Source organism: Streptococcus infantis, assembly GCF_047460875.1.
Taxonomy (GTDB): Bacteria; Bacillota; Bacilli; order Lactobacillales; family Streptococcaceae; genus Streptococcus; species Streptococcus infantis_AA.
Map to the genome: position 1 here is coordinate 283,973 of NZ_JASHFI010000002.1, position 18,341 is coordinate 302,313.

Sequence of the window (18,341 nt, forward strand, 5' to 3'; positions counted from 1 at the left end):
ATTGCCAGCTAATGTTAGAAGAGGGGACAAAGGAGGAACTAGCTGAACTAAACTCCCCCTTTGGTCGTGGAGTCAACATCTCCTTCGGCATAGAGGATGTCCCTCGACTCTATCAGAAATTAATCGAGTCCAACTATCCTATTCATCGTCCATTGACAAAAAGAGAATTTCGTGTTGGTGAACAATATATCTATCCTCATGAATTTGCAGTTTTAGACCCAGATGGCTATTTTTTAAGATTTAGTGAATAGAATGATAAAGCATTAGAGTGGGAAAATAATAAAAAAAGAGGCATGTGCCTCTTTTTTGTTAGTTTAAAATTAAATTTGATAAAAATAAAGATAACAAAGAATTATCCTAATAATAGTTCAGATAAAAATCCTTCTCTTAACATTTCCAAATTAAAGATATTTCTAATATGACTGAAGGCTTCTGCCAGTGGTAAATGTGCAGTTTTCCATCCTTGCCCATCTGTAACCCAAACAAACTCTACGTCATCATCTGATGTAACAACAAATTGACTAAGTTCAGTAAATTCTCCAGCTACCGCTTTTAATTTACTTCCACCTCCACCATAATAATTTGTTTCAATCAACCAAACCTTATGTTTTTCTTTAGAATAAACTGCAACGTCAAATCTTCTTTCAGATTTATCTACTGGTACGGTAACACCCCACTTTTCCTTGATAAATTGAGCTGTTGCTTGAGCTTTCCACTCTAAATTTTGTTCTTGAGCAATCTTTGAGACATGTCGTTCTATAATTCCTTCCATAGTGGTGCCACTTCGATTTTTTCGTGCATTACTATCTAAACCTGCTTCAACACCATAGACATAATCAACTAACGATCGATTAGCTTTTTTCTCTAAGAACTCTAGTAATCCAGACTGTTCAATAAAATCAACATAATCCTTAATTCGATTTATATCAATTTCAGAGAAATCCAAACTATCAAAACTCATTTTATCATTCTCATCGATAATTAAAATATCTAGTACTTTTTCACGACTTGCAATTAGGCTAGGAACAGCCTTTAATAAGTCGGGTTGTTTAGTAAATAACTTAAATGCCTCAGAGTAAATATCTTTTTTACCAATTAGGTAATTTAACGTGTTTAGTTCTAGTTCAAATTTCTTTGTCTCACGCTCAACTTTCTCCCAATTTACATAGTAATCTGGAGTACGGTTTGTTATTGAAAGTGTACTTAAAAAACTCTTCAATCTATCCTCTGATGATGAGGAAATGTAAGTATTGAAATTCATAATTTCCCTTCTTGCTAATTAAAACAACCCAAAAAATGACATGTCATATTCATCAAGCATAATTTTGATACCGTCCCCTCGTAACATTTCAAAAGTATCTCGATATTTATCTTGTCCAAAGAAACTTCTATTTCCAACAAATATGAATTGTACAGAAAATGGTTCCCCCTCTTGCACACTATCTAACAAACGTTGATAAATACGTCTTTTATTACCAAAACCCAGAAGTTTTTCATCGACACTTCCTTCGCTTTCCTGCCATTTTTTCTCAACTATATAAACTGTATGATTTTCAAAATTGATAAATACTTCATCTGGTTTCCATTGTTTAGAATTGGTATTTTCAATTCCCAATTCTTTCAAAAAATCATAAAATCTATATTGAGGCATAATTTTACCGATGAGTTCTTCTTCCCCAATTCTAAAAACTTCAAAGCCTTTTGTTGCTTTTCTATCCTTAAAATCTATTTCTTTAACTTCATAGCCAGGAAGGGAATCTACTAATTCCGAAAAATCAGTATCTCTTTCAAATTTCAAACCATTAATGGTCGTTTTTGCTCCTCCTCCATGTTTATTTGGTTTTCTGGCCATAGTTTTCCTCCTCTAATCTTCTTCTAGCTATCTTCAAATATTCTTTTTCAGCATCAATGCCTATAAATCTTCTACCTAAGCGTTTAGCAACCACTCCTGTTGTACCACTTCCTACAAACGGGTCTAAAATATAGTCACCTTCTTTAGTAGAAGCCAAAATTATACGTTCCAATAAATATTCTGGTTTTTGTGTTGGATGCTTGCCAGCCCATTTCTCAACTTTTTTCGTCAAGGCGCCAGTCCAAACATCTTTCATTTGCTTACCATCATTTAGCTCTTTCATCAAATCGTAATTGTAATAATGACGAGCTTTTTTGTCATTTTTTCTTGCCCATAAAATAGTTTCAGTAGAATGAGTAAAATAACGACAGGATAAATTGGGTGCAGGGTTTGTTTTCTGCCAAGTAATATTATTTAGAATTTTAAAACCTTCTTGCTCTAATGCCATTCCAACTGAGTAAATATTATGCAAACTCCCTGAAATCCATATAGTCCCATTGGGCTTCAAAACTTCTTTTGCTAAACGAATCCATTTGCGGTTGAACTCATGCTTTTCCTCAAATGAAGAAATCTTGTCCCAATCTCCTTTATCAACGGAAACAACTTGTCCCCCCGAATTAGATATCCCACCATTACTTAAAAAATATGGCGGGTCAGCAAAGATCATATCCATACTCTCTGGTTTCATTTTTGATAATAATTTAAACGTATCTGCATGAACAAGAATCATTTTGTCTTTATTATAGTATGGTTTTGTCATTAAAACACCCCCATACTTATATTCGTTAATTTTCATAATTTGTGACTATAATTTCAGAAATTTTTCCTCGGCTGGAAGACTTAGCACCATTTGTTCGTGTAGCCTCTACATAATGGATATTAAAATCTCGATATAATTCCTCTACTAAATGACTCGATGAATTTGACAACATTACATAAGCTCCTACATCACTTAGTCTCCTAAATGTATCTCTTAATCTAACTTGATCCTCATAAGAAAAACCTTCATGAGTATACGATGTAAAAGCGCTTGTATCAGATAATGGAATATACGGAGGATCGAAATAGATAAAATCACCTTCTTGAACATCTAAGAGTGCATCCTCAAAATCGCCCGTTTTAATTTCTATTTGATTATTATTTAGATAATTTGAAATAGCAAATATTAACTCTTCATCAACAATTTTAGGATTTTTATAGCTACCGTATGGTACATTGAATTGATTTTTAGAATTCACTCGATATAAACCATTGAAATCAACTCTTAGCATATATAGAATTCGAGCAGCTCTTTGGACATCGGACATATTGTTTATTCTATCATCACGATCAGCTGAGCGTAATTGTAAATAATAATCTTTTGAATTATTTTCCTGATGATACTTCAATAAGTCAATTAACTCCTGAGGATTATTCCTAATTTGTTGATAACAGTTGATTAACTCAGAATTATAATCATTTATAACAGCCCTTTCAGGAGCTAAATCAAAAAATAATGCACCCCCTCCGATAAAAGGTTCATAATAATCATTATACGTTTCAGGCATAAGTTCTTTTATGATAGGTAATAATTGCCTTTTCCCACCTGTCCATTTAGTGAATGGTTGTAGAATAACTTTTTTCGTTTGTTCAATATTCATACTTTTTATTATACCACAGAAACATAACCATTAGCTTGGTATTTCACTACTCTTATATATTTCTCTGGAACTTATTTAATAAATTAAAATGAGTAGGATAATTTTTCCTACTCATTCTTTCCTATATCCTCACCTGTCTATCTTCAGATCGTTGTCCTGTGACAAACATAGTGAAGGTTGCCTTGCAGACATTTCGGCCATCTTGGTTGATGATATCAACATCGACGACACAAGTGGTGCGTCCATGATGGACACATTCTCCTTTAATAGTGAGAACATCCCCTAGATTTCCAGCTTTCAGATAGTTGATAGAAGACTGGAGTGTCACCCCGTCTAATCCTAGCGAAATCACCACAAGACCACTGATTTGGTCACAAAGAGTAAATAGATAGCCTCCATGGGCATTCCCATAGTAGTTGAGTGAGGAATCCACTACTTTTGTCGTTACCACAACGTGACCATCTCTCATTTTTTCAATTTCGTAGTTTTCAAAGGCAGATATAGCGTCAAAGTGAAAATCTTTCATACTTTCCTCCTGATATTTCAAACGACACTATGATACTACATTTCAAGACTCTACGCAAGAGAGAAGCATTTATTCGGGCAAAATACCAACCTGCTCCACAAAGCGCATAAAGGCTGCCTGTCCTTCTTCTGTTTGCTTGTAAACCCCTGCATCTTCTAACACTCGAGCGAAGATTTTACCGACAGATTCTTGGACGATTTCAAGAGCTTGGTCTTTGTCAGTCAATCCAGGATGGGATTCTTTCAATTCATCCGCCCATTCTTGGTGATAATCTGAAACTGAAACATCCTCTCCGACTAGATAAGTTGCTACTTGCTCCACTTCTTCCTTCAAGCGTGGTGGCAAAATTGCCAAACCCATGACCTCTATCAAGCCGATATTTTCCTTCTTGATATGTTGGACATCCTTGTGGGGATGATAGATACCATCTGGATGCTCTGGAGATGTTTGATTGTCCCGCAAGACCAAATCCAACTCAAACTTCCCATCTCGTTTACGGGCTATCGGTGTGATAGTATGGTGCGGAGTTCCATTGCTTTCCGCCAAAACCTGCACACTTGAATCTGAATATTGACGCCAAGCCAGTAAGATTTTCTCAGCAAGGTTAGTCAAATCGTCTTTTGAATCCGACGTCAATCTAATCACAGACATAGGCCACTGAACAATCCCTGCTCTGACAGATTCAAAACCTTCAAAGGTAAAACTTTTCTGTAAAGGAGCCACTTCCATTGGGAAGACATGTCGCCCACCTTGATAATGGTCATGCGTCAGGATGGAGCCACCCACAATTGGTAGGTCAGCATTCGAACCTGCAAAATAGCCTGGAAACTGCTCTACGATTGCTAATAAACGCTCAAAACTTTGGCGACTAATGGCCATGGGACGATGTTGGCTATCTAGGAAAATACAGTGTTCATTAAAGTACGCATAAGGCGAATATTGGAAGCCCCACTCCTGCCCAGAAATATCAAAACGGATAATACGGTGATTGCTTCTAGCTGGATGATTGACACGACCGTGGTAGCCTTCGTTTTCCATACAAAGCTGACATTGAGGATAGTTGCTAGACTTGACTAACTTAGCTGCCGCAATCTCTTTCGGATCCTTTTCAGGCTTAGACAGATTGATGGTAATCTCCAGTTCTCCGTAGTCAGACGGTACACGATAAGCAATATTTTTTGCAATAGCCTTTAGTTTGATGTAGTCATTCTTTTGACTGAGTTGGTAGAAGTCCGCAATTGCCTGCTCTGGTGACTGGGCATAGGTATTCCAAAAGTCACGATTGACCTGGCTCGGACAAGGGGTTACCAAGTTCATGAGGTCTGCACCGAGAATTTCACGCGCTGCCAGACTATCTTCAATCGTTTCCAAGCGAACGGCTTCTTCAACAAGCTGGTCTTTGAGGTCAATCAAGTTATCTTGGTCAGTCTTGACTTCAATAACCCCATCTCCCACCAGTGCTAAAACACGATTGGTCAGATAAATCCGATCCAACTCTTCAAAGGTACTTTCTGCAATGACTTTGGTAACAAATCTTTCTACTAAGGTCACTAGAAAACCTCCTTCTTACTTTCTAAATAGTCTCTAACAGCATCCAAATCCTGAAAAACTTGTTCTGTTTTATTTAAGAAAAACTGTGCTGGTATTTTTAAATCTGGAATACAAATAACTGGAATCCCAGCTCTAGATGCCGCTTCGATACCTGCTTCACTATCCTCTAGTACCAAGCAATTCTCTGGTAAAACGTTCAAATCACTGCAGGCCTTTAAAAATATATCAGGGTATGGTTTGCTTCGCTTCACATCTTTTGCAAAAGCTAGATGGCCAAATAGGGACAGTATACCATTGCTATCCAATATCATTCTGGCCCGAGATTCAACACTTGATGTTGCTAAAGCGATTGGAATGCCTTCTCTTTGCAAATATGTAAGCAAATTTTTAGCACCTTTTTTTAAATTTACACCTTTGGCTAAGATTTGAGCTTCCAGTTCATAAACTTTTTCCAAGGTTTGGTCAAAGTTCCAAGGTAAATCATAGGTGTCCAAAAATCGTTGAACATTCTCCTCTTCCCTATGTCCACTGTAGTCTCTAGAATAAGTTTCTTCTGTGAAAGGAATTCCAAAATCTCTAAGCAATTCTTGATAAACTTTTAGAGAAATGATTTCAGTATCGGCTAATAAGCCATCTAAATCAAATATTACAGCTTCCATATCCTTCTCTCCTAGTCTAAAACGCGAGTTCCACCTGCAACTTCAGCGATATAGAAACTTGGAGCGTAGCCAACTACTTCTTCGTAGTGTTTGCCAACAGCTTCCTTGAAATCCTCAACCGCATCTTTTTGAACCAAGGCGATGGCACAGCCACCAAAACCAGCTCCTGTCATACGAGCACCGAGAACACCTTCTTGTGCCCAAGCAGTATGAACAAGGGTATCTAATTCTAAACCAGTCACTTCATAATCATGCTCAAGAGAAACGTGAGACGCATTCATCAAACGACCAAACTTGTCCAAATCCCCCGCTTGAAGTGCTGCTTGCGCTTTAAGGGTACGTTGGTTTTCAAGAACGGCGTGGCGAGCACGTTTCAAACGATTTTCGTCTTTGATCAGGTAGCTGTACTCGTCAAAAGCCCACTCATCTAATTCACCCAAGGTTTGGATATCCAAGGCAACTTGAAGTTCTTCCACTGCTTTTTCACACTCAGCACGGCGTTCATTATATTTAGAATCTGCTAGTTCACGGCGTTTGTTAGTGTTCATGATAACAACGACATTGTCCTTCAAATCAAGAGGAACCAAGTCGTATTCTAGGGTATTAGTATCTAGATAAATAGCTCGTTGGTCAGCCCCCATACCGATGGCAAACTGGTCCATGATACCAGAGTTAACACCAATAAAGTTATTTTCTGTCAATTTTCCGATTTTTACTAAATCTAAACGATCCAATTTTAGGTCAAAGAGGTATTCTGCCACGACACCAGTCAAAAGCTCTAAGGATGCAGATGAAGACAAACCAGCACCATTTGGGATATTCCCATAGACATAGAAATCAAAACCTTTATCAATCACATGCCCAGCTTCTTGCAAGAAATGAAGGACACCTTTTGGATAGTTGGTCCAGTTGTGCTCCTTTTCAAACTTAAGGTCAGCTAGAGGAACTTCGATAATTCCCTTGTCCTCAAAGTTAGCTGAGTAAAAACGCAATACTTGGTCATCACGCTTGCGTGCGGCCCCATAAGTTCCTAGTGAAATAGCTGCAGGGAAAACATGCCCACCGTTATAGTCAGTATGCTCCCCAATCAAGTTGATACGGCCTGGTGAAAAGAAGGTTTGATCCGCTTCTTGACCAAAAACAGCAAGAAAATCCTTGCGAAGTGCATCAGCAGTAAGATGTTGTGTCATATGAATTCTCCTTTGACAATTGTTAGGTAAAAAAACTTAACCTGTAATCGTTTTCTTCTATTGTACCCAAGGGTTTTGCTTTGGTCAACATTTTTACCTATATTTTACTAAACTATAGGTAAAAAGCAACAAAAATATGCTATAATAACCTAAAAAGGAGGGGAATTATGGCTACACTCAAAGATATCGCTCAGCTAGCCTCTGTCTCGATCGCAACTGTATCCCGCGTTCTCAATCGCGATCAGAGCCTATCTGTTACAGAAGAAACTCGACATCGTATCTTAACCGTCGCAGAAGAACTAGGGTATACAAAACATCTCAAAACAGGCGAAAGTCATAAACTCAAACAAAAAATTGCTATCATCCAGTGGGTGAGCGAACAAGGAGAATTAGAAGATCTCTACTACTACCAGATCCGTCTTGGAATTGAAAAGAGAGCTCAAGAGTTAGACTATGACATTTTGCGCTATTTTAACGACCAACCTTTCACGCTTAGTGAGGAAGTGATTGGTATCCTCTGTATAGGTAAATTTAGTCGAGCACAAATTGCTTCATTCGAGGAATATCAAAAGCCTCTAGTATTTTTAGATAGTGACACTCTGGCTTTGGGGCATACTTGTGTTATCACTGATTTTTCAAATGCTGTCAAACAAGTCTTGGATTATTTTATCAATCAAGGCATGGACAGAGTTGGAATTCTGACTGGACTCGAGATTACGACTGATCAAGAGGAACAAATTCATGACAAACGACTTGAAGCCTTTATCAGCTACACACAGGAACTAGGAATCTATCATGAAGAGCTGATTTTCCAAGGAGAGTTTTCTGCCCAATCTGGCTACGACTTAATGAAACATGCAATTCAAAGCTTGGGGGAACAACTTCCATCTGCCTTTTTTGCTGCAAGCGATAGTCTGGCAATCGGTGCCCTTCGGGCACTCCAAGAAGCTAGTATCCACCTGCCAGAGCGAGTGAGTTTGATTTCCTTTAATGACACTAGCTTGACCAAACAAGTTTTCCCACCACTTTCAAGTATCACTGTTTATACAGAGGAAATGGGACGCACCGGCATGGATATCCTTAATAGAGAAGTACTCCACGGGCGCAAAATTCCAAGCCTCACTATGTTGGGAACCAAGCTGACTCTTAGAGAAAGCACATTGCATTAAATACAACTGTTTACAATAAAAAATCCTAATAAAGATTCTCAAATCTCTATTAGGATTTTCTTTTTTTAATCCATCACAATCATAGACTTGATAGTCTTGCGTTCATCCATAGCCTTATAAGCTTGGTCGATATCTTTCAGTTTATAGCTTGAAGTAAAGACACGACCTGGATTGATATCACCATCCAGAACAGCTTTGAGCAAGAATTGCTTATCGTATGTTGTTGCAGAAGCTGCTCCACCTGCTACAGAGATGTTTTGGGCAAAGGTCGAACCAAGAGCACGGTTATTGTAGTGAGGCACACCAACAAATCCTAAGCGCCCTCCATTGTGAAGGACACCTAGGGCTTGATCAACAGCTGCTGCAGTACCGACACATTCAAGGGCAGCATCCGCTCCGCCACCAAGGATTTCACGAACCTTAGCAATACCTTCTTGACCACGTTCTTCAACTACCGCTGTAGCACCGAATTCCATAGCCAGCTTTTGTCGATCTTCATGACGGCTCATGAGGACGATTTGGGAAGCTCCACGCATCTTAGCAGCAATGACAGCACATTGGCCAACAGCCCCATCCCCAATAACGACAACCTTGTCGCCTTTTTGCACATTAGCCACACGCGCTGCATGGTAACCGGTCGGCATGACATCAGCAAGTGTTAAAAGTGACTTGAGCATGCCTTCGCTATAATCTGAAGGTTGACCTGGAATTTTCACAAGTGCCCAATTGGCAAAGTGGAAACGGATATACTCGGCCTGAACACCACCTGACCAGTTGGTGCCAATATGGCGGTCACAAGTCCCATCATAACCAGCACGACAGGCATCACACTCTCCACAACCATGAGTGAAAGGCGCGATGACAAAGTCACCTGGTTTTACAGTAGTGACAGCCTCACCAACTTCTTCGACGATTCCGATCGCTTCGTGTCCACTATTGTTATGTCCCGCTTTAATATCTGGATTTCGGTAACTCCATAGGTCTGATCCACAGACACAGGTACGGACAATCCGGAGAACGACATCATCCGGCGCCTCAATTTGCGGACGCTCCACTTCGACAAGACCAACTTGCCCTGCTTTTGTATAGACTGTTTTCTTCATAAGAACAACCTACTTTCTATTGCTTACTTACCTTTAGTATACACTTTTATTAGTCAAATAGCATGCAAGATAATAGTAAAAGTTTCCACCAAACAAAATTGACTCCTAAGAACTCAATCATCTTATAGATATAATAATCAGACTAGCTGGTCTCCTTTACTTAGCCTAAAAATGAGATAAATCTTTCAGCTGTTTCTGGTTCTTGATGATCAGAAAAAAGTGAACTTGCCTGATCCAACTCTTCAATCCTTTGCATTTCTTCTTCAGTTAATTCAAAATCAAAAACATTGAAGTTCTCTTGCATCCGTTCTTTACGAACAGACTTAGGAATGACTATCACGTCACTTTGGAGTAAGAAACGTAGAGCTACTTGCGCTACTGATTTCACATGTTTTTCTCCAATCTCCTTCAAGAGGGGAGTATTGAAGAAATCATTTTTCCCTTCAGCAAAAGGCCCCCAAGATTCAATTTGACAATTGTATTTCTCCAAATACTTTTTGGTCTCTTTTTGTTGCTGAAATACGTGGGTTTCAATCTGATTAACAGCCGGTTTAATTTCCACAAAATGCTGAAGATCAATGAATCGATTAGGTGAAAAGTTAGAGACACCAATAGCCCGAATCTTCTCAGCCTTATAAGCTTCTTCCATAGCTCTATAAGTCCCATAATAATCACCGAAAGGCTGGTGAACCAACAAAAGATCAATATAATCTGTTTGAAGCTTTTTCAAGGATTCTTCAATAGAAGCCTTGGCCTTTTCATAGCCAGCATTCGAAATCCAAATCTTTGTCGTGATAAAGAATTCTTCTCGTGGAAGACCTGACTCCAAGATAGCTTCCCCCACACCTGCTTCATTGCCATAGATTTGAGCGGTATCAAAGGAACGATAACCAACCTCGATAGCCTCAAGAACTGCTCGCTTTGTTTCATCTACTGGAGTCTGAAATACTCCAAATCCAAGTTGTGGCATTTTGATATTGTTGTTTAAGGTTTTGTAAAACATATTTTCCCCTACTTCTTTTGATACTTTTAGTTTACACTCAATTTAAAGATTTGTATACTAGCAAATGAAAAATAGCATATATAGGAGAAAAAAACAGTATCAACCTTTCCAAAACTTCTCTAGTGTTCGTGACCTTTTATGCCCCCAATATCTTCAAGGCAGCGTTTGTGTTGATTATGATTCATTGGACTAGTATCCACTTCAATAGTAATATTGTGAACTCCACTTAGTCTTAATTGACTGCGAATAGCTTCTTTGCATTCTTCCATTCGTGCCCAATCCTCTAAGCATAGATGAACAATTGCATTATTTTCTAGACCATCCATGGACCAAATACTCAGTTGATTGATACTCTTGATATTTTCTAGAGCAAACAACTCCTTTTCCAGTTTACCTGTATCAATACCTTCAGGAACTGCATCGAGAAATATATTAAGTGTAGACCAAAAACGTGGAATGGCTTTTGACAAGATAAAGAAGGAAATGACAAGTGATAAGAGAGGATCCAGAATATACCAGTCAGTAAATCTGAGGACAATGGCCATTAGAATGATGGCTATCCAACCCAGGGTATCTTCCAGAAAATGCAGGCTAAGGATAGACTCATTCTTTGTTTTTCCTTTACGAACCACTAAACTCGCTAGCACATTTATACTAACCGCAATAATTCCAAGCCAGAGGATTCCTTCATCATTGATAGGTTGTGGATGAAAAAGTTTCCTTATATTTTCCAAAATGACTAGAGCAGATCCTGTCATGAGAATCACAGCCGTTATCAAAGCTCCTAGAAGGCTAAATCGTTTGTAACCCAAGGTGTAATGACTATCCTCTTCACGATTGGAAATTGTTTCAAGAAAGGCTGATAGCCCAATTGCAATCGCATCTCCTAAGTCATGGACAGAGTCCGCAAGAACAGCACTAGAACCAAATACTCCGCCTGCAATAAACTCAACAATGGCGTAACTCAAATTTAAGAAAAAAGCCAGCCAAATAGCACGTTTTGAACTCATTTTTCCACCTTCCTTTGTTATAATGGGACTAGGAAAATTTTATAAAAAAGTTTTCTTAGTCCCACGCCCGTAATGCTGATTAGATGCTCTTCGAGCTAAATAGCGAAAGAAGTTCCCAATCAGCTACTGCATCAAACATATATTTCTATAAATATTCTGAGAAATGAGACTATTATCTCTTCTCTTCATTGTTATTATCCAATAAAATAAAAAGAAAGGATAGGAGCAAACTGTTCGGTTTGTAAGTTACTGAACAATTGATTCAAATTGTCTATATGAGTACTCAAGATCGTCGTATTACCAAGACTCGGAAAGCTATCTATACTGCTTTTTTACAATTACTAAATCAAAAAGATTATGAATCCATCACGGTCCAAGAGATCATCGACCTAGCAGACGTTGGACGTTCAACCTTCTACAGTCATTATGAAAGTAAGGAATTACTCCTAGATGAGCTCTGCCGTTATCTCTTTCATCATCTTTTTGAACGCGAGGAAAATATTAGCATCGAAGCATATTTGACACATATTTTTTTGCATTTTAAGAAAAATCAAGACCATGTCACCAGCCTTCTTTTTTCAAAAAATGACTACTTCCTTCGTCAATTACAGAAAGAATTGGAACATCATGTTTATCCCATGGTCGCAGAGAACTTGCAAGTTTCCTATCCTAAGATTCCAGCCTCCTACCTCAAACATTTTGTTGTCAGCAATTTTATTGAAACACTGACCTGGTGGTTAAAAAAAGGAAAATCTTATAAGGAAGATCAAGTAGTGAGATTTTACTTAGACGTCATGGAAATGACAAACAAACAAAAATAAATCATCATTATTCTAGCTAGAGAGGAAATCTTATGAACTTCGTTATTATTCTTGCTATTTTTTTAGCCTTCTTACTTCTTGCTTTTCCTCTTCATCATTTATTGGCTAGCCTTTCAGAATTAAGAAAAGGCAGGAATCCCCTAGGAAATCAGCTTCTCCTTATCGGAAGTATCCTTGCTACCTTATCTATCTTCCTCTACTTCTTTGCTACCTTATCTATCTTCTGCTACTTCTTTTTGCCGATTGTCGCACTATCTATTTGGCTGATTGGCTGTGGTTTGATTTGCTACGGAGCCTATTGGAATGACAAACAGAAAGGAACCTTTAAAAAGTCTCACCATATCATCAGAATTACATTTGCTATAGTATTGACACTTATACTACTTTTATTCTAATACAAAAACCCCATCTTATCTAAAAAGAAAGATGGGGTTTATGTTAGTATAAAGTCCATTCTACTTTTATTTTTGAAGAATTCCTTCCTGAACTAGAAAATCACGCGCTACTGTTTCGGCCGACTTGCCTTCCACACCAACCTGATAGTTGAGTTGACTCATTTGGCTTTCTGTAATTTTACCAGCTAATTTATTGAGAACAGCTTCCAATTCTGGATGTTTTTCGAGTAATTCAGCTTTCATGAGTGGCGCACCTTGATATGGCGGGAAGAGTTGTTTATCATCCTCCAAAACCACTAAATCATACCGAGAAATTTCAGCATCCGTTGAGTAAGCATCTGTAATTTGAATGTCCCCTAACTGTATGGCTTGGTAGCGAAGAGCTGGCTCCATGGTTGCCACATTGAGATTCAATCCATAAACAGACTGCAAGCCCTTGTTTCCATCCTCACGGTCATTAAACTCTAGAGTGAATCCCGCCTTGAGCTGTCCTTCTACTTTTTTCAAGTCTGAAATCGTCTTAAGCCCATATTCTTGCGCAATTTTTTTAGGAACTGCTATAGCATAAGTATTTTGATAAGCCATGGGTTTAAGAAAGGCTAGTTGATCCTGTTTGGCAATACCATCACGAGCTACCTCGTAAACCTTTTCTGGGTCATGCCCAATTTGTGGAGATGATTGGAGGAGACTCTCTGTCACTGTTCCAGAAAATTCTGGATAGATATCAATGTCCCCTTTTTTCAGCGCTTGGTAAAGAAAGTCTGTCTTCCCAAAATTGGGTTTAACCGTCACCGTCATATCCGTATTTTCCTCGATGAGAATTTTATACATATTCATGAGAATCTCAGGTTCAGGTCCTAACTTCCCAGCAATGACGAGATTGTCTTTCTCATTATGTGGAATCATGCTTGGAACATAACTAAGTCCCAAACCAAGGACCATGACAGCAAAGGTCGAAACAATCGTACGCAACTTTGCCTTTTCCAACCATTTGAGAATGACATTAAAGAGAATGGCCAAGATGGCTGATGAGATTGCTCCGATTAAAATGAGACTAGCATTCCGACGATCAATTCCCAAAAGGATAAAGGAGCCCAATCCACCAGCTCCCACAAGAGCTGCTAGAGTCGCTGTCCCAATAATCATAACGGTCGCTGTTCGAACCCCCGATACAATGACAGGCATGGCAAGTGGAATTTCAAACTTCTTGAGTCGCTCCCACTTGGTCATTCCAAAAGCAATCCCTGCCTCCTCAAGACTAGGATCAATGCCATTCAGGGCTGTGATTGTATTTTCTAAAATCGGGAAAATAGCGTAAATGACAAGGGCTATGAGAGCTGGTAAGGTTCCAATCCCCATGAAAGGAATAAAGAGCCCCAACAAGGCCATTGAAGGAATGGTCTGGAAGATACCTGCAACTTGTAGCACCCAGGTCGCTGCTTTTTTGTGACCATTTAGATAAACCGCAAGTGGGATGGTCAGAAAAATAGCGACCAATAAGGTCAAAAGAGATAATTGTAAGTGTTGTCCCAGAGCTATTACCCATTCACTAAATCGCTCCTGAAAGGTTGAAATGAAATTAGACATGAAGGCCACCTCCAAACAAGTTTGCTACAAAGTCTGTCGCAGGTACTTGTAAAATTGTTTCAGGGTCAGCGACCTGGCAAATCTCCCCATCCTGTAAAACAGCAATCCGATCGCCTAATTTCAAGGCCTCGTCCGTATCATGAGTAACGAAAATGGTCGTCATACCGAACTCCTTGTGCAAGTCTTTGGTGAGAGCTTGCAACTGCTTGCGGGAGATAGCATCGAGAGCAGAGAAGGGCTCATCCATCAGCAAGATTTTTGGTTCCCCAATGATAGCCCGCACAATCCCAATCCGCTGTTGCTCCCCACCAGATAACTCACTAGGCATGCGCTTTGCATACTCTGCAGCAGGCAGACCCACCTTGTCCAAGAGTTCTTCTGTTTTAGAGGCGATTTGTTCCTTGCTCCAGCCCTTCATTTCAGGAATCAATGCTATATTTTCAGCAACTGTTAAATTTGGAAAAAGGGCAATGGCCTGAAGGACATAGCCGGTACTGAGACGTAACTCCCGTTCATCATAGTCCTTGATGCGTTTCCCATCCATGTAGATATTGCCATCTGTCGGCTCCAAGAGACGGTTCACCATCTTAATCATGGTGGTCTTTCCAGATCCTGAAGGACCTACCAAGACCATAAATTCTCCATTTTTAATGCGGAGATTGACATCTTTTAAAATGTCCTTATCCGTGTAGCGCAAGGCTACATGTTTGTATTCAATCATGTTCTTCCTCGATAAGTTTTCTGTCTCTAAGAGTATCCAATAGGTTACTTGCCGGATGCCCTAGAATTTTTTCGATATCTGTTGAAACCCCAGCTTGTTCGCCAACTTTGATAGCTGTATAAGTGCTGACCCAGGCATCGTACTCCCAAGTTTGTGCTGGCCATTTTTTCCGTGACTCATAGGCTTCTTCTACTGTTTCATCCACATACGCGATGGCCTTACCGGTCTCTTTTGAGAGAAGCGCTACGATTTCTTCCATGGAAAGATCCTCTGGCCCTGTCAAATTCAAGGTTTGATTTTTCCACTCCTTAGGATTTAAAAGAATCTCTGCTGCAACCCTAGATGTGTCCTTACGGGCAACAGCTGACACAAGACCACTGCCGGCCGGACCACGAATCTCTCCATTTTCAAGCGCCATATCAATCAGGAAGTCCAAGTAAAAATTATCTCTCAAAAAAGTGTAGGTGAATCCTAACTCCTTGATATAGGCTTCCGTCTGGGCATGATCTCGAGACAAGGTGAAAGTTGCCTTCTCATCTGCCCCATAAAAGGAGGTATAAACGATATGCTCTACTCCTGCTAGCTTTGCAGCATCTAAAAATTCCTTGTGCTCCTTGACACGCTCTGGATTTTCCCGAGCAGAAACCATCAACAAGATATCAATATCCTTCAAGGTCTCAACCACCTCTGGTGTATTGACATACACTATTTTACGAATTTCTGCTGACGCATAGATCTTTGCACGCTCTGGGCTTCGTGCTAAATGGACGGAAGCAATTCCTTTTTGATCTATAAGATTCGCCACATAAGAACCTAATTTCCCTGTTACCCCCGTAATACCAATCATAACTGTTACTTCCTTTCCTTAGATCTCATTTTCTTTAGCTTTTAGATTTGTGATAATACGCTCTTGATAAGCCTCAAATTCTCGGATTTCTTGATTGGAAAATCCTTGGTAGAAAATCTCCCCCAATTCTTTACTGACACGATCTCCAATTGCTTTTTGTGCCCAACCGAGGTCTGTCAAAGAGATATATTTTTTCCTTTTATCCTGCGTGCAAGGTTGAATCGTGACCAAACCTTGTTCTTCCAATTTCTTAACCATACTGGTCAATGTATTATTGGCTAGACCCGTCGCGAGAGCGATATCGGTCGCAGTAGCGCACCCCAACTCTTGCTTCCACAAAATCGTTAAAATTTTTCCCTGTTCACTTCTGTATTGAGTATCTGGTTCCTTGCTCAAGAGTTTTTGGAAGATACGCCCATTCAACAAGCGAATCTGTAGAGCTTGGTAGCCCCCTAACATCTTGTCCATTATGTCTCCTTTTTATTCTATATCGAACTGTTTAAGTATATTGTAACTTTTTTGATTACACCTGTCAACTGTTTCGATATAGAAATATTAATTTTTTAATAAATCTGAGTAAATCTCATAATCAAAATCCTTAAAAACATTGAATACAACTGTCCTATCAGTGTGTTTTATCTGAAACTGTATAACCGTCTCCATCGCAATCTTGACTGACTCTTCATTTGGAAATCGAAATTCTCCTGTTGAGATACAACAAAATTCCAATTTCCCAGAGCTTGTTCATAAGCTAAGGTCAAACACTCTTCATACGTCAATCCTAACTTCCGTCTTTCAAAATCCGTCACTTCTTCATAGATAATAGACCCCGCCATGTGAAGGATATAGCGGGAAAGTAGGTTGTAGGACTTGGTAATCTTTATATTCTTTTCCAATCCATTTCACATGCCCATTAAGGAAATGGATTTACCGTCCATGGTTCCTGCTCCTTGAGTCATCCCCGTCAACGCTACACGTCCATCTTCCTTAAGATGCTTGTAAAGAAGTTTAAAATCAGCAGTCAAAAAATATACTCTTATCCCATCCTCCCACATCATATTCCTAACAACTGTGTACTGATGTCCTGTTTCATCAACCCTTGCTACTACAACGAATGAATCTCTTCTACTAGTACTTTCAAATATTCCATTATAATTTACCATGTCCTTCTTTGCATTTTAATACGATATCGAACTTTATTCGAGCATTGTCAAAGAAAACCTTCATCTGTAAACTATTTTGTTATAGAAAAAACAAAAACTTCCTACCCAAAAGTAGAAAGTCATCATTTTTATAAAATTAAACATGAATCACATCTGAAGCATTCCTCTTAAAGAAACTACTATGGACCAGATAAGGACCATACTTAGAATTTTGACTAGAAACCAAGCATAAAGGAATGATAAAAATTTTTATAAAGTAGAGTAAGCAAAAAAGTAAAAAATAACTAAAACTAAGAGTTTTTAAATCAAGAAAGTAAAGATAACAGACAATTGATGTATTCAATAGAATATTGAAACCCGTAGCAAAACTAGCCGATATGATATTCGTCTTGATCTGAGAATTAAAGAGTTTGACAAAAAACAAGGCTAATAAAGAAGTGTTATAGATACAAATCGGTTTATAATTATTACGATAGAAAACTAAACATTTATTGTTATAAAAAACAAGCCCTCTGCTAAAATTACTCGCTTTGTTAATCCAAACATGGGAAACTCCACTGATATCACTCCAAGGAACAAATAAGTCTAATCTTCTAAGGTAAATACCATTCTGTGTAATATAAAATTTCCAAGGAAAAAGAAAATTTATGCCGATACCAAGTAAAAGCAATAAAAGAAGGAAATACACTAACTGTGTTTGAACAAAACTAAAAGCGTAATCAAGAAATGTTATCGTTTGAAATCCTCGACCAACAATTTGATTAAAGCCTAGAAAAAACAAAACAATTACAAATAAAACAAATCTATAAAAAATACTATGAAACTTTACACTTTTTGGCATAAATCATATTCTCCTAAATTATACAATAAACATCAAAACATACTCTACTATCTTATATAAGACTAGTATAACATTAAATACTCAAAGAATATAAAAATAATAGAAAGAGATATTAAAAAATAGAGTCTAGTCAAAATGAACTGCACCCCAAAAGTTAGACATAAAAATCTAACTTTTGGGGTGTTTTTATTATGAAATTAACTTATGAAGATAAAGTTCAAATATATGAATTAAGAAAGAAAGGAGAGAGCTTTAGACAACTT

General features: G+C 38.5%; 22 protein-coding genes. 4 read left to right on the forward strand and 18 right to left on the reverse strand.

Annotated features, from left to right (window positions below; all coding sequences use genetic code 11):
• Positions 1 to 11 precede the first annotated feature (11 nt).
• The gene (locus QM887_RS03310; RefSeq protein ID WP_414270481.1) at positions 12 to 251 is read left to right on the forward strand and encodes a glyoxalase; all 240 of its coding nucleotides are present in this window, start codon (positions 12 to 14) and stop codon (positions 249 to 251) included.
• A 101-nt stretch (positions 252 to 352) separates the two neighbouring features.
• Here QM887_RS03310 and QM887_RS03315 read toward each other — a convergent pair whose 3' ends face one another.
• The 8 genes from QM887_RS03315 to QM887_RS03350 form a co-directional block, all read right to left on the reverse strand.
• Positions 353 to 1,261, reverse strand: a complete 909-nt coding sequence (locus QM887_RS03315; RefSeq protein WP_414270482.1) for a type II restriction endonuclease — start codon at positions 1,259 to 1,261, stop codon at positions 353 to 355.
• 18 nt (positions 1,262 to 1,279) lie between these two features.
• On the reverse strand, positions 1,280 to 1,852 hold the full coding sequence (locus QM887_RS03320; RefSeq protein ID WP_414270484.1) for a PD-(D/E)XK nuclease superfamily protein: 573 nt from the start codon (positions 1,850 to 1,852) through the stop codon (positions 1,280 to 1,282).
• Entirely contained in the window at positions 1,833 to 2,612 is a 780-nt protein-coding gene (locus tag QM887_RS03325) for a DNA-methyltransferase (RefSeq protein ID WP_414270485.1), read from the reverse strand. Before QM887_RS03325 ends, QM887_RS03320 begins: the two co-directional genes overlap by 20 nt.
• Positions 2,613 to 2,637: 25 nt before the next feature.
• Positions 2,638 to 3,492, reverse strand: coding sequence for a DNA adenine methylase (locus QM887_RS03330; RefSeq protein WP_414270486.1), 855 nt, complete (start codon positions 3,490 to 3,492; stop codon positions 2,638 to 2,640).
• A 121-nt stretch (positions 3,493 to 3,613) separates the two neighbouring features.
• The gene (locus tag QM887_RS03335) at positions 3,614 to 4,018 is read right to left on the reverse strand and encodes a PaaI family thioesterase (RefSeq protein WP_178894648.1); all 405 of its coding nucleotides are present in this window, start codon (positions 4,016 to 4,018) and stop codon (positions 3,614 to 3,616) included.
• 69 nt (positions 4,019 to 4,087) lie between these two features.
• On the reverse strand, positions 4,088 to 5,569 hold the full coding sequence (locus QM887_RS03340) for a UDP-glucose--hexose-1-phosphate uridylyltransferase (protein ID WP_414270487.1): 1,482 nt from the start codon (positions 5,567 to 5,569) through the stop codon (positions 4,088 to 4,090).
• On the reverse strand, positions 5,569 to 6,228 hold the full coding sequence (locus QM887_RS03345) for an HAD family hydrolase (RefSeq protein WP_414270488.1): 660 nt from the start codon (positions 6,226 to 6,228) through the stop codon (positions 5,569 to 5,571). The genes QM887_RS03340 and QM887_RS03345 overlap by 1 nt, the downstream gene beginning before the upstream one ends.
• Positions 6,229 to 6,239: 11 nt before the next feature.
• Positions 6,240 to 7,418 carry a galactokinase gene (locus QM887_RS03350; RefSeq protein ID WP_414270489.1) on the reverse strand — a complete coding sequence of 393 codons (1,179 nt, stop codon included), beginning with the start codon at positions 7,416 to 7,418 and terminating at the stop codon, positions 6,240 to 6,242.
• A 167-nt stretch (positions 7,419 to 7,585) separates the two neighbouring features.
• Between QM887_RS03350 and QM887_RS03355 the strand changes: the two genes are divergently transcribed.
• Positions 7,586 to 8,587, forward strand: coding sequence for a LacI family DNA-binding transcriptional regulator (locus QM887_RS03355; protein WP_075229358.1), 1,002 nt, complete (start codon positions 7,586 to 7,588; stop codon positions 8,585 to 8,587).
• A gap of 65 nt (positions 8,588 to 8,652) precedes the next feature.
• Here the strand turns inward: QM887_RS03355 and QM887_RS03360 are convergent, their stop codons facing one another.
• The 3 genes from QM887_RS03360 to QM887_RS03370 form a co-directional block, all read right to left on the reverse strand.
• Positions 8,653 to 9,690, reverse strand: coding sequence for a zinc-binding dehydrogenase (locus QM887_RS03360; protein ID WP_414270490.1), 1,038 nt, complete (start codon positions 9,688 to 9,690; stop codon positions 8,653 to 8,655).
• A 160-nt stretch (positions 9,691 to 9,850) separates the two neighbouring features.
• Positions 9,851 to 10,693: an aldo/keto reductase gene (locus QM887_RS03365; RefSeq protein WP_414270492.1), complete on the reverse strand. Its 843-nt coding sequence runs from the start codon at positions 10,691 to 10,693 to the stop codon at positions 9,851 to 9,853.
• Positions 10,694 to 10,812: 119 nt separating this feature from the next.
• A complete protein-coding gene (locus QM887_RS03370; RefSeq protein WP_414270494.1) occupies positions 10,813 to 11,703 on the reverse strand; it encodes a cation diffusion facilitator family transporter in 891 nt (296 codons plus the stop codon).
• 275 nt (positions 11,704 to 11,978) lie between these two features.
• Here QM887_RS03370 and QM887_RS03375 point away from each other — a divergent pair, with 275 nt between their 5' ends.
• Positions 11,979 to 12,524, forward strand: a complete 546-nt coding sequence (locus tag QM887_RS03375; protein ID WP_414270495.1) for a TetR/AcrR family transcriptional regulator — start codon at positions 11,979 to 11,981, stop codon at positions 12,522 to 12,524.
• A gap of 32 nt (positions 12,525 to 12,556) precedes the next feature.
• Positions 12,557 to 12,919 carry a glucuronide permease gene (locus tag QM887_RS03380; RefSeq protein WP_281335690.1) on the forward strand — a complete coding sequence of 121 codons (363 nt, stop codon included), beginning with the start codon at positions 12,557 to 12,559 and terminating at the stop codon, positions 12,917 to 12,919.
• A 66-nt stretch (positions 12,920 to 12,985) separates the two neighbouring features.
• On the opposite strand, the gene QM887_RS03385 is transcribed toward QM887_RS03380, so the two are convergent.
• The 7 genes from QM887_RS03385 to QM887_RS03415 form a co-directional block, all read right to left on the reverse strand.
• On the reverse strand, positions 12,986 to 14,506 hold the full coding sequence (locus tag QM887_RS03385; RefSeq protein WP_414270496.1) for an ABC transporter permease/substrate-binding protein: 1,521 nt from the start codon (positions 14,504 to 14,506) through the stop codon (positions 12,986 to 12,988).
• A complete protein-coding gene (locus QM887_RS03390; RefSeq protein ID WP_414270497.1) occupies positions 14,499 to 15,227 on the reverse strand; it encodes an ATP-binding cassette domain-containing protein in 729 nt (242 codons plus the stop codon). Before QM887_RS03390 ends, QM887_RS03385 begins: the two co-directional genes overlap by 8 nt.
• Positions 15,220 to 16,074: an SDR family oxidoreductase gene (locus tag QM887_RS03395; RefSeq protein WP_414270498.1), complete on the reverse strand. Its 855-nt coding sequence runs from the start codon at positions 16,072 to 16,074 to the stop codon at positions 15,220 to 15,222. Before QM887_RS03395 ends, QM887_RS03390 begins: the two co-directional genes overlap by 8 nt.
• Positions 16,075 to 16,092: 18 nt before the next feature.
• Complete coding sequence (locus QM887_RS03400) at positions 16,093 to 16,542, reverse strand: MarR family winged helix-turn-helix transcriptional regulator (protein ID WP_414270499.1); 450 nt, start codon at positions 16,540 to 16,542, stop codon at positions 16,093 to 16,095.
• A 167-nt stretch (positions 16,543 to 16,709) separates the two neighbouring features.
• Positions 16,710 to 16,910, reverse strand: coding sequence for a hypothetical protein (locus tag QM887_RS03405; protein ID WP_414270500.1), 201 nt, complete (start codon positions 16,908 to 16,910; stop codon positions 16,710 to 16,712).
• A 66-nt stretch (positions 16,911 to 16,976) separates the two neighbouring features.
• Complete coding sequence (locus QM887_RS03410; protein WP_414270502.1) at positions 16,977 to 17,237, reverse strand: pyridoxamine 5'-phosphate oxidase family protein; 261 nt, start codon at positions 17,235 to 17,237, stop codon at positions 16,977 to 16,979.
• Between the two features lie 136 nt (positions 17,238 to 17,373).
• Positions 17,374 to 18,078, reverse strand: a complete 705-nt coding sequence (locus tag QM887_RS03415) for a hypothetical protein (RefSeq protein ID WP_414270503.1) — start codon at positions 18,076 to 18,078, stop codon at positions 17,374 to 17,376.
• Between the last annotated feature and the right edge of the window lie 263 nt (positions 18,079 to 18,341).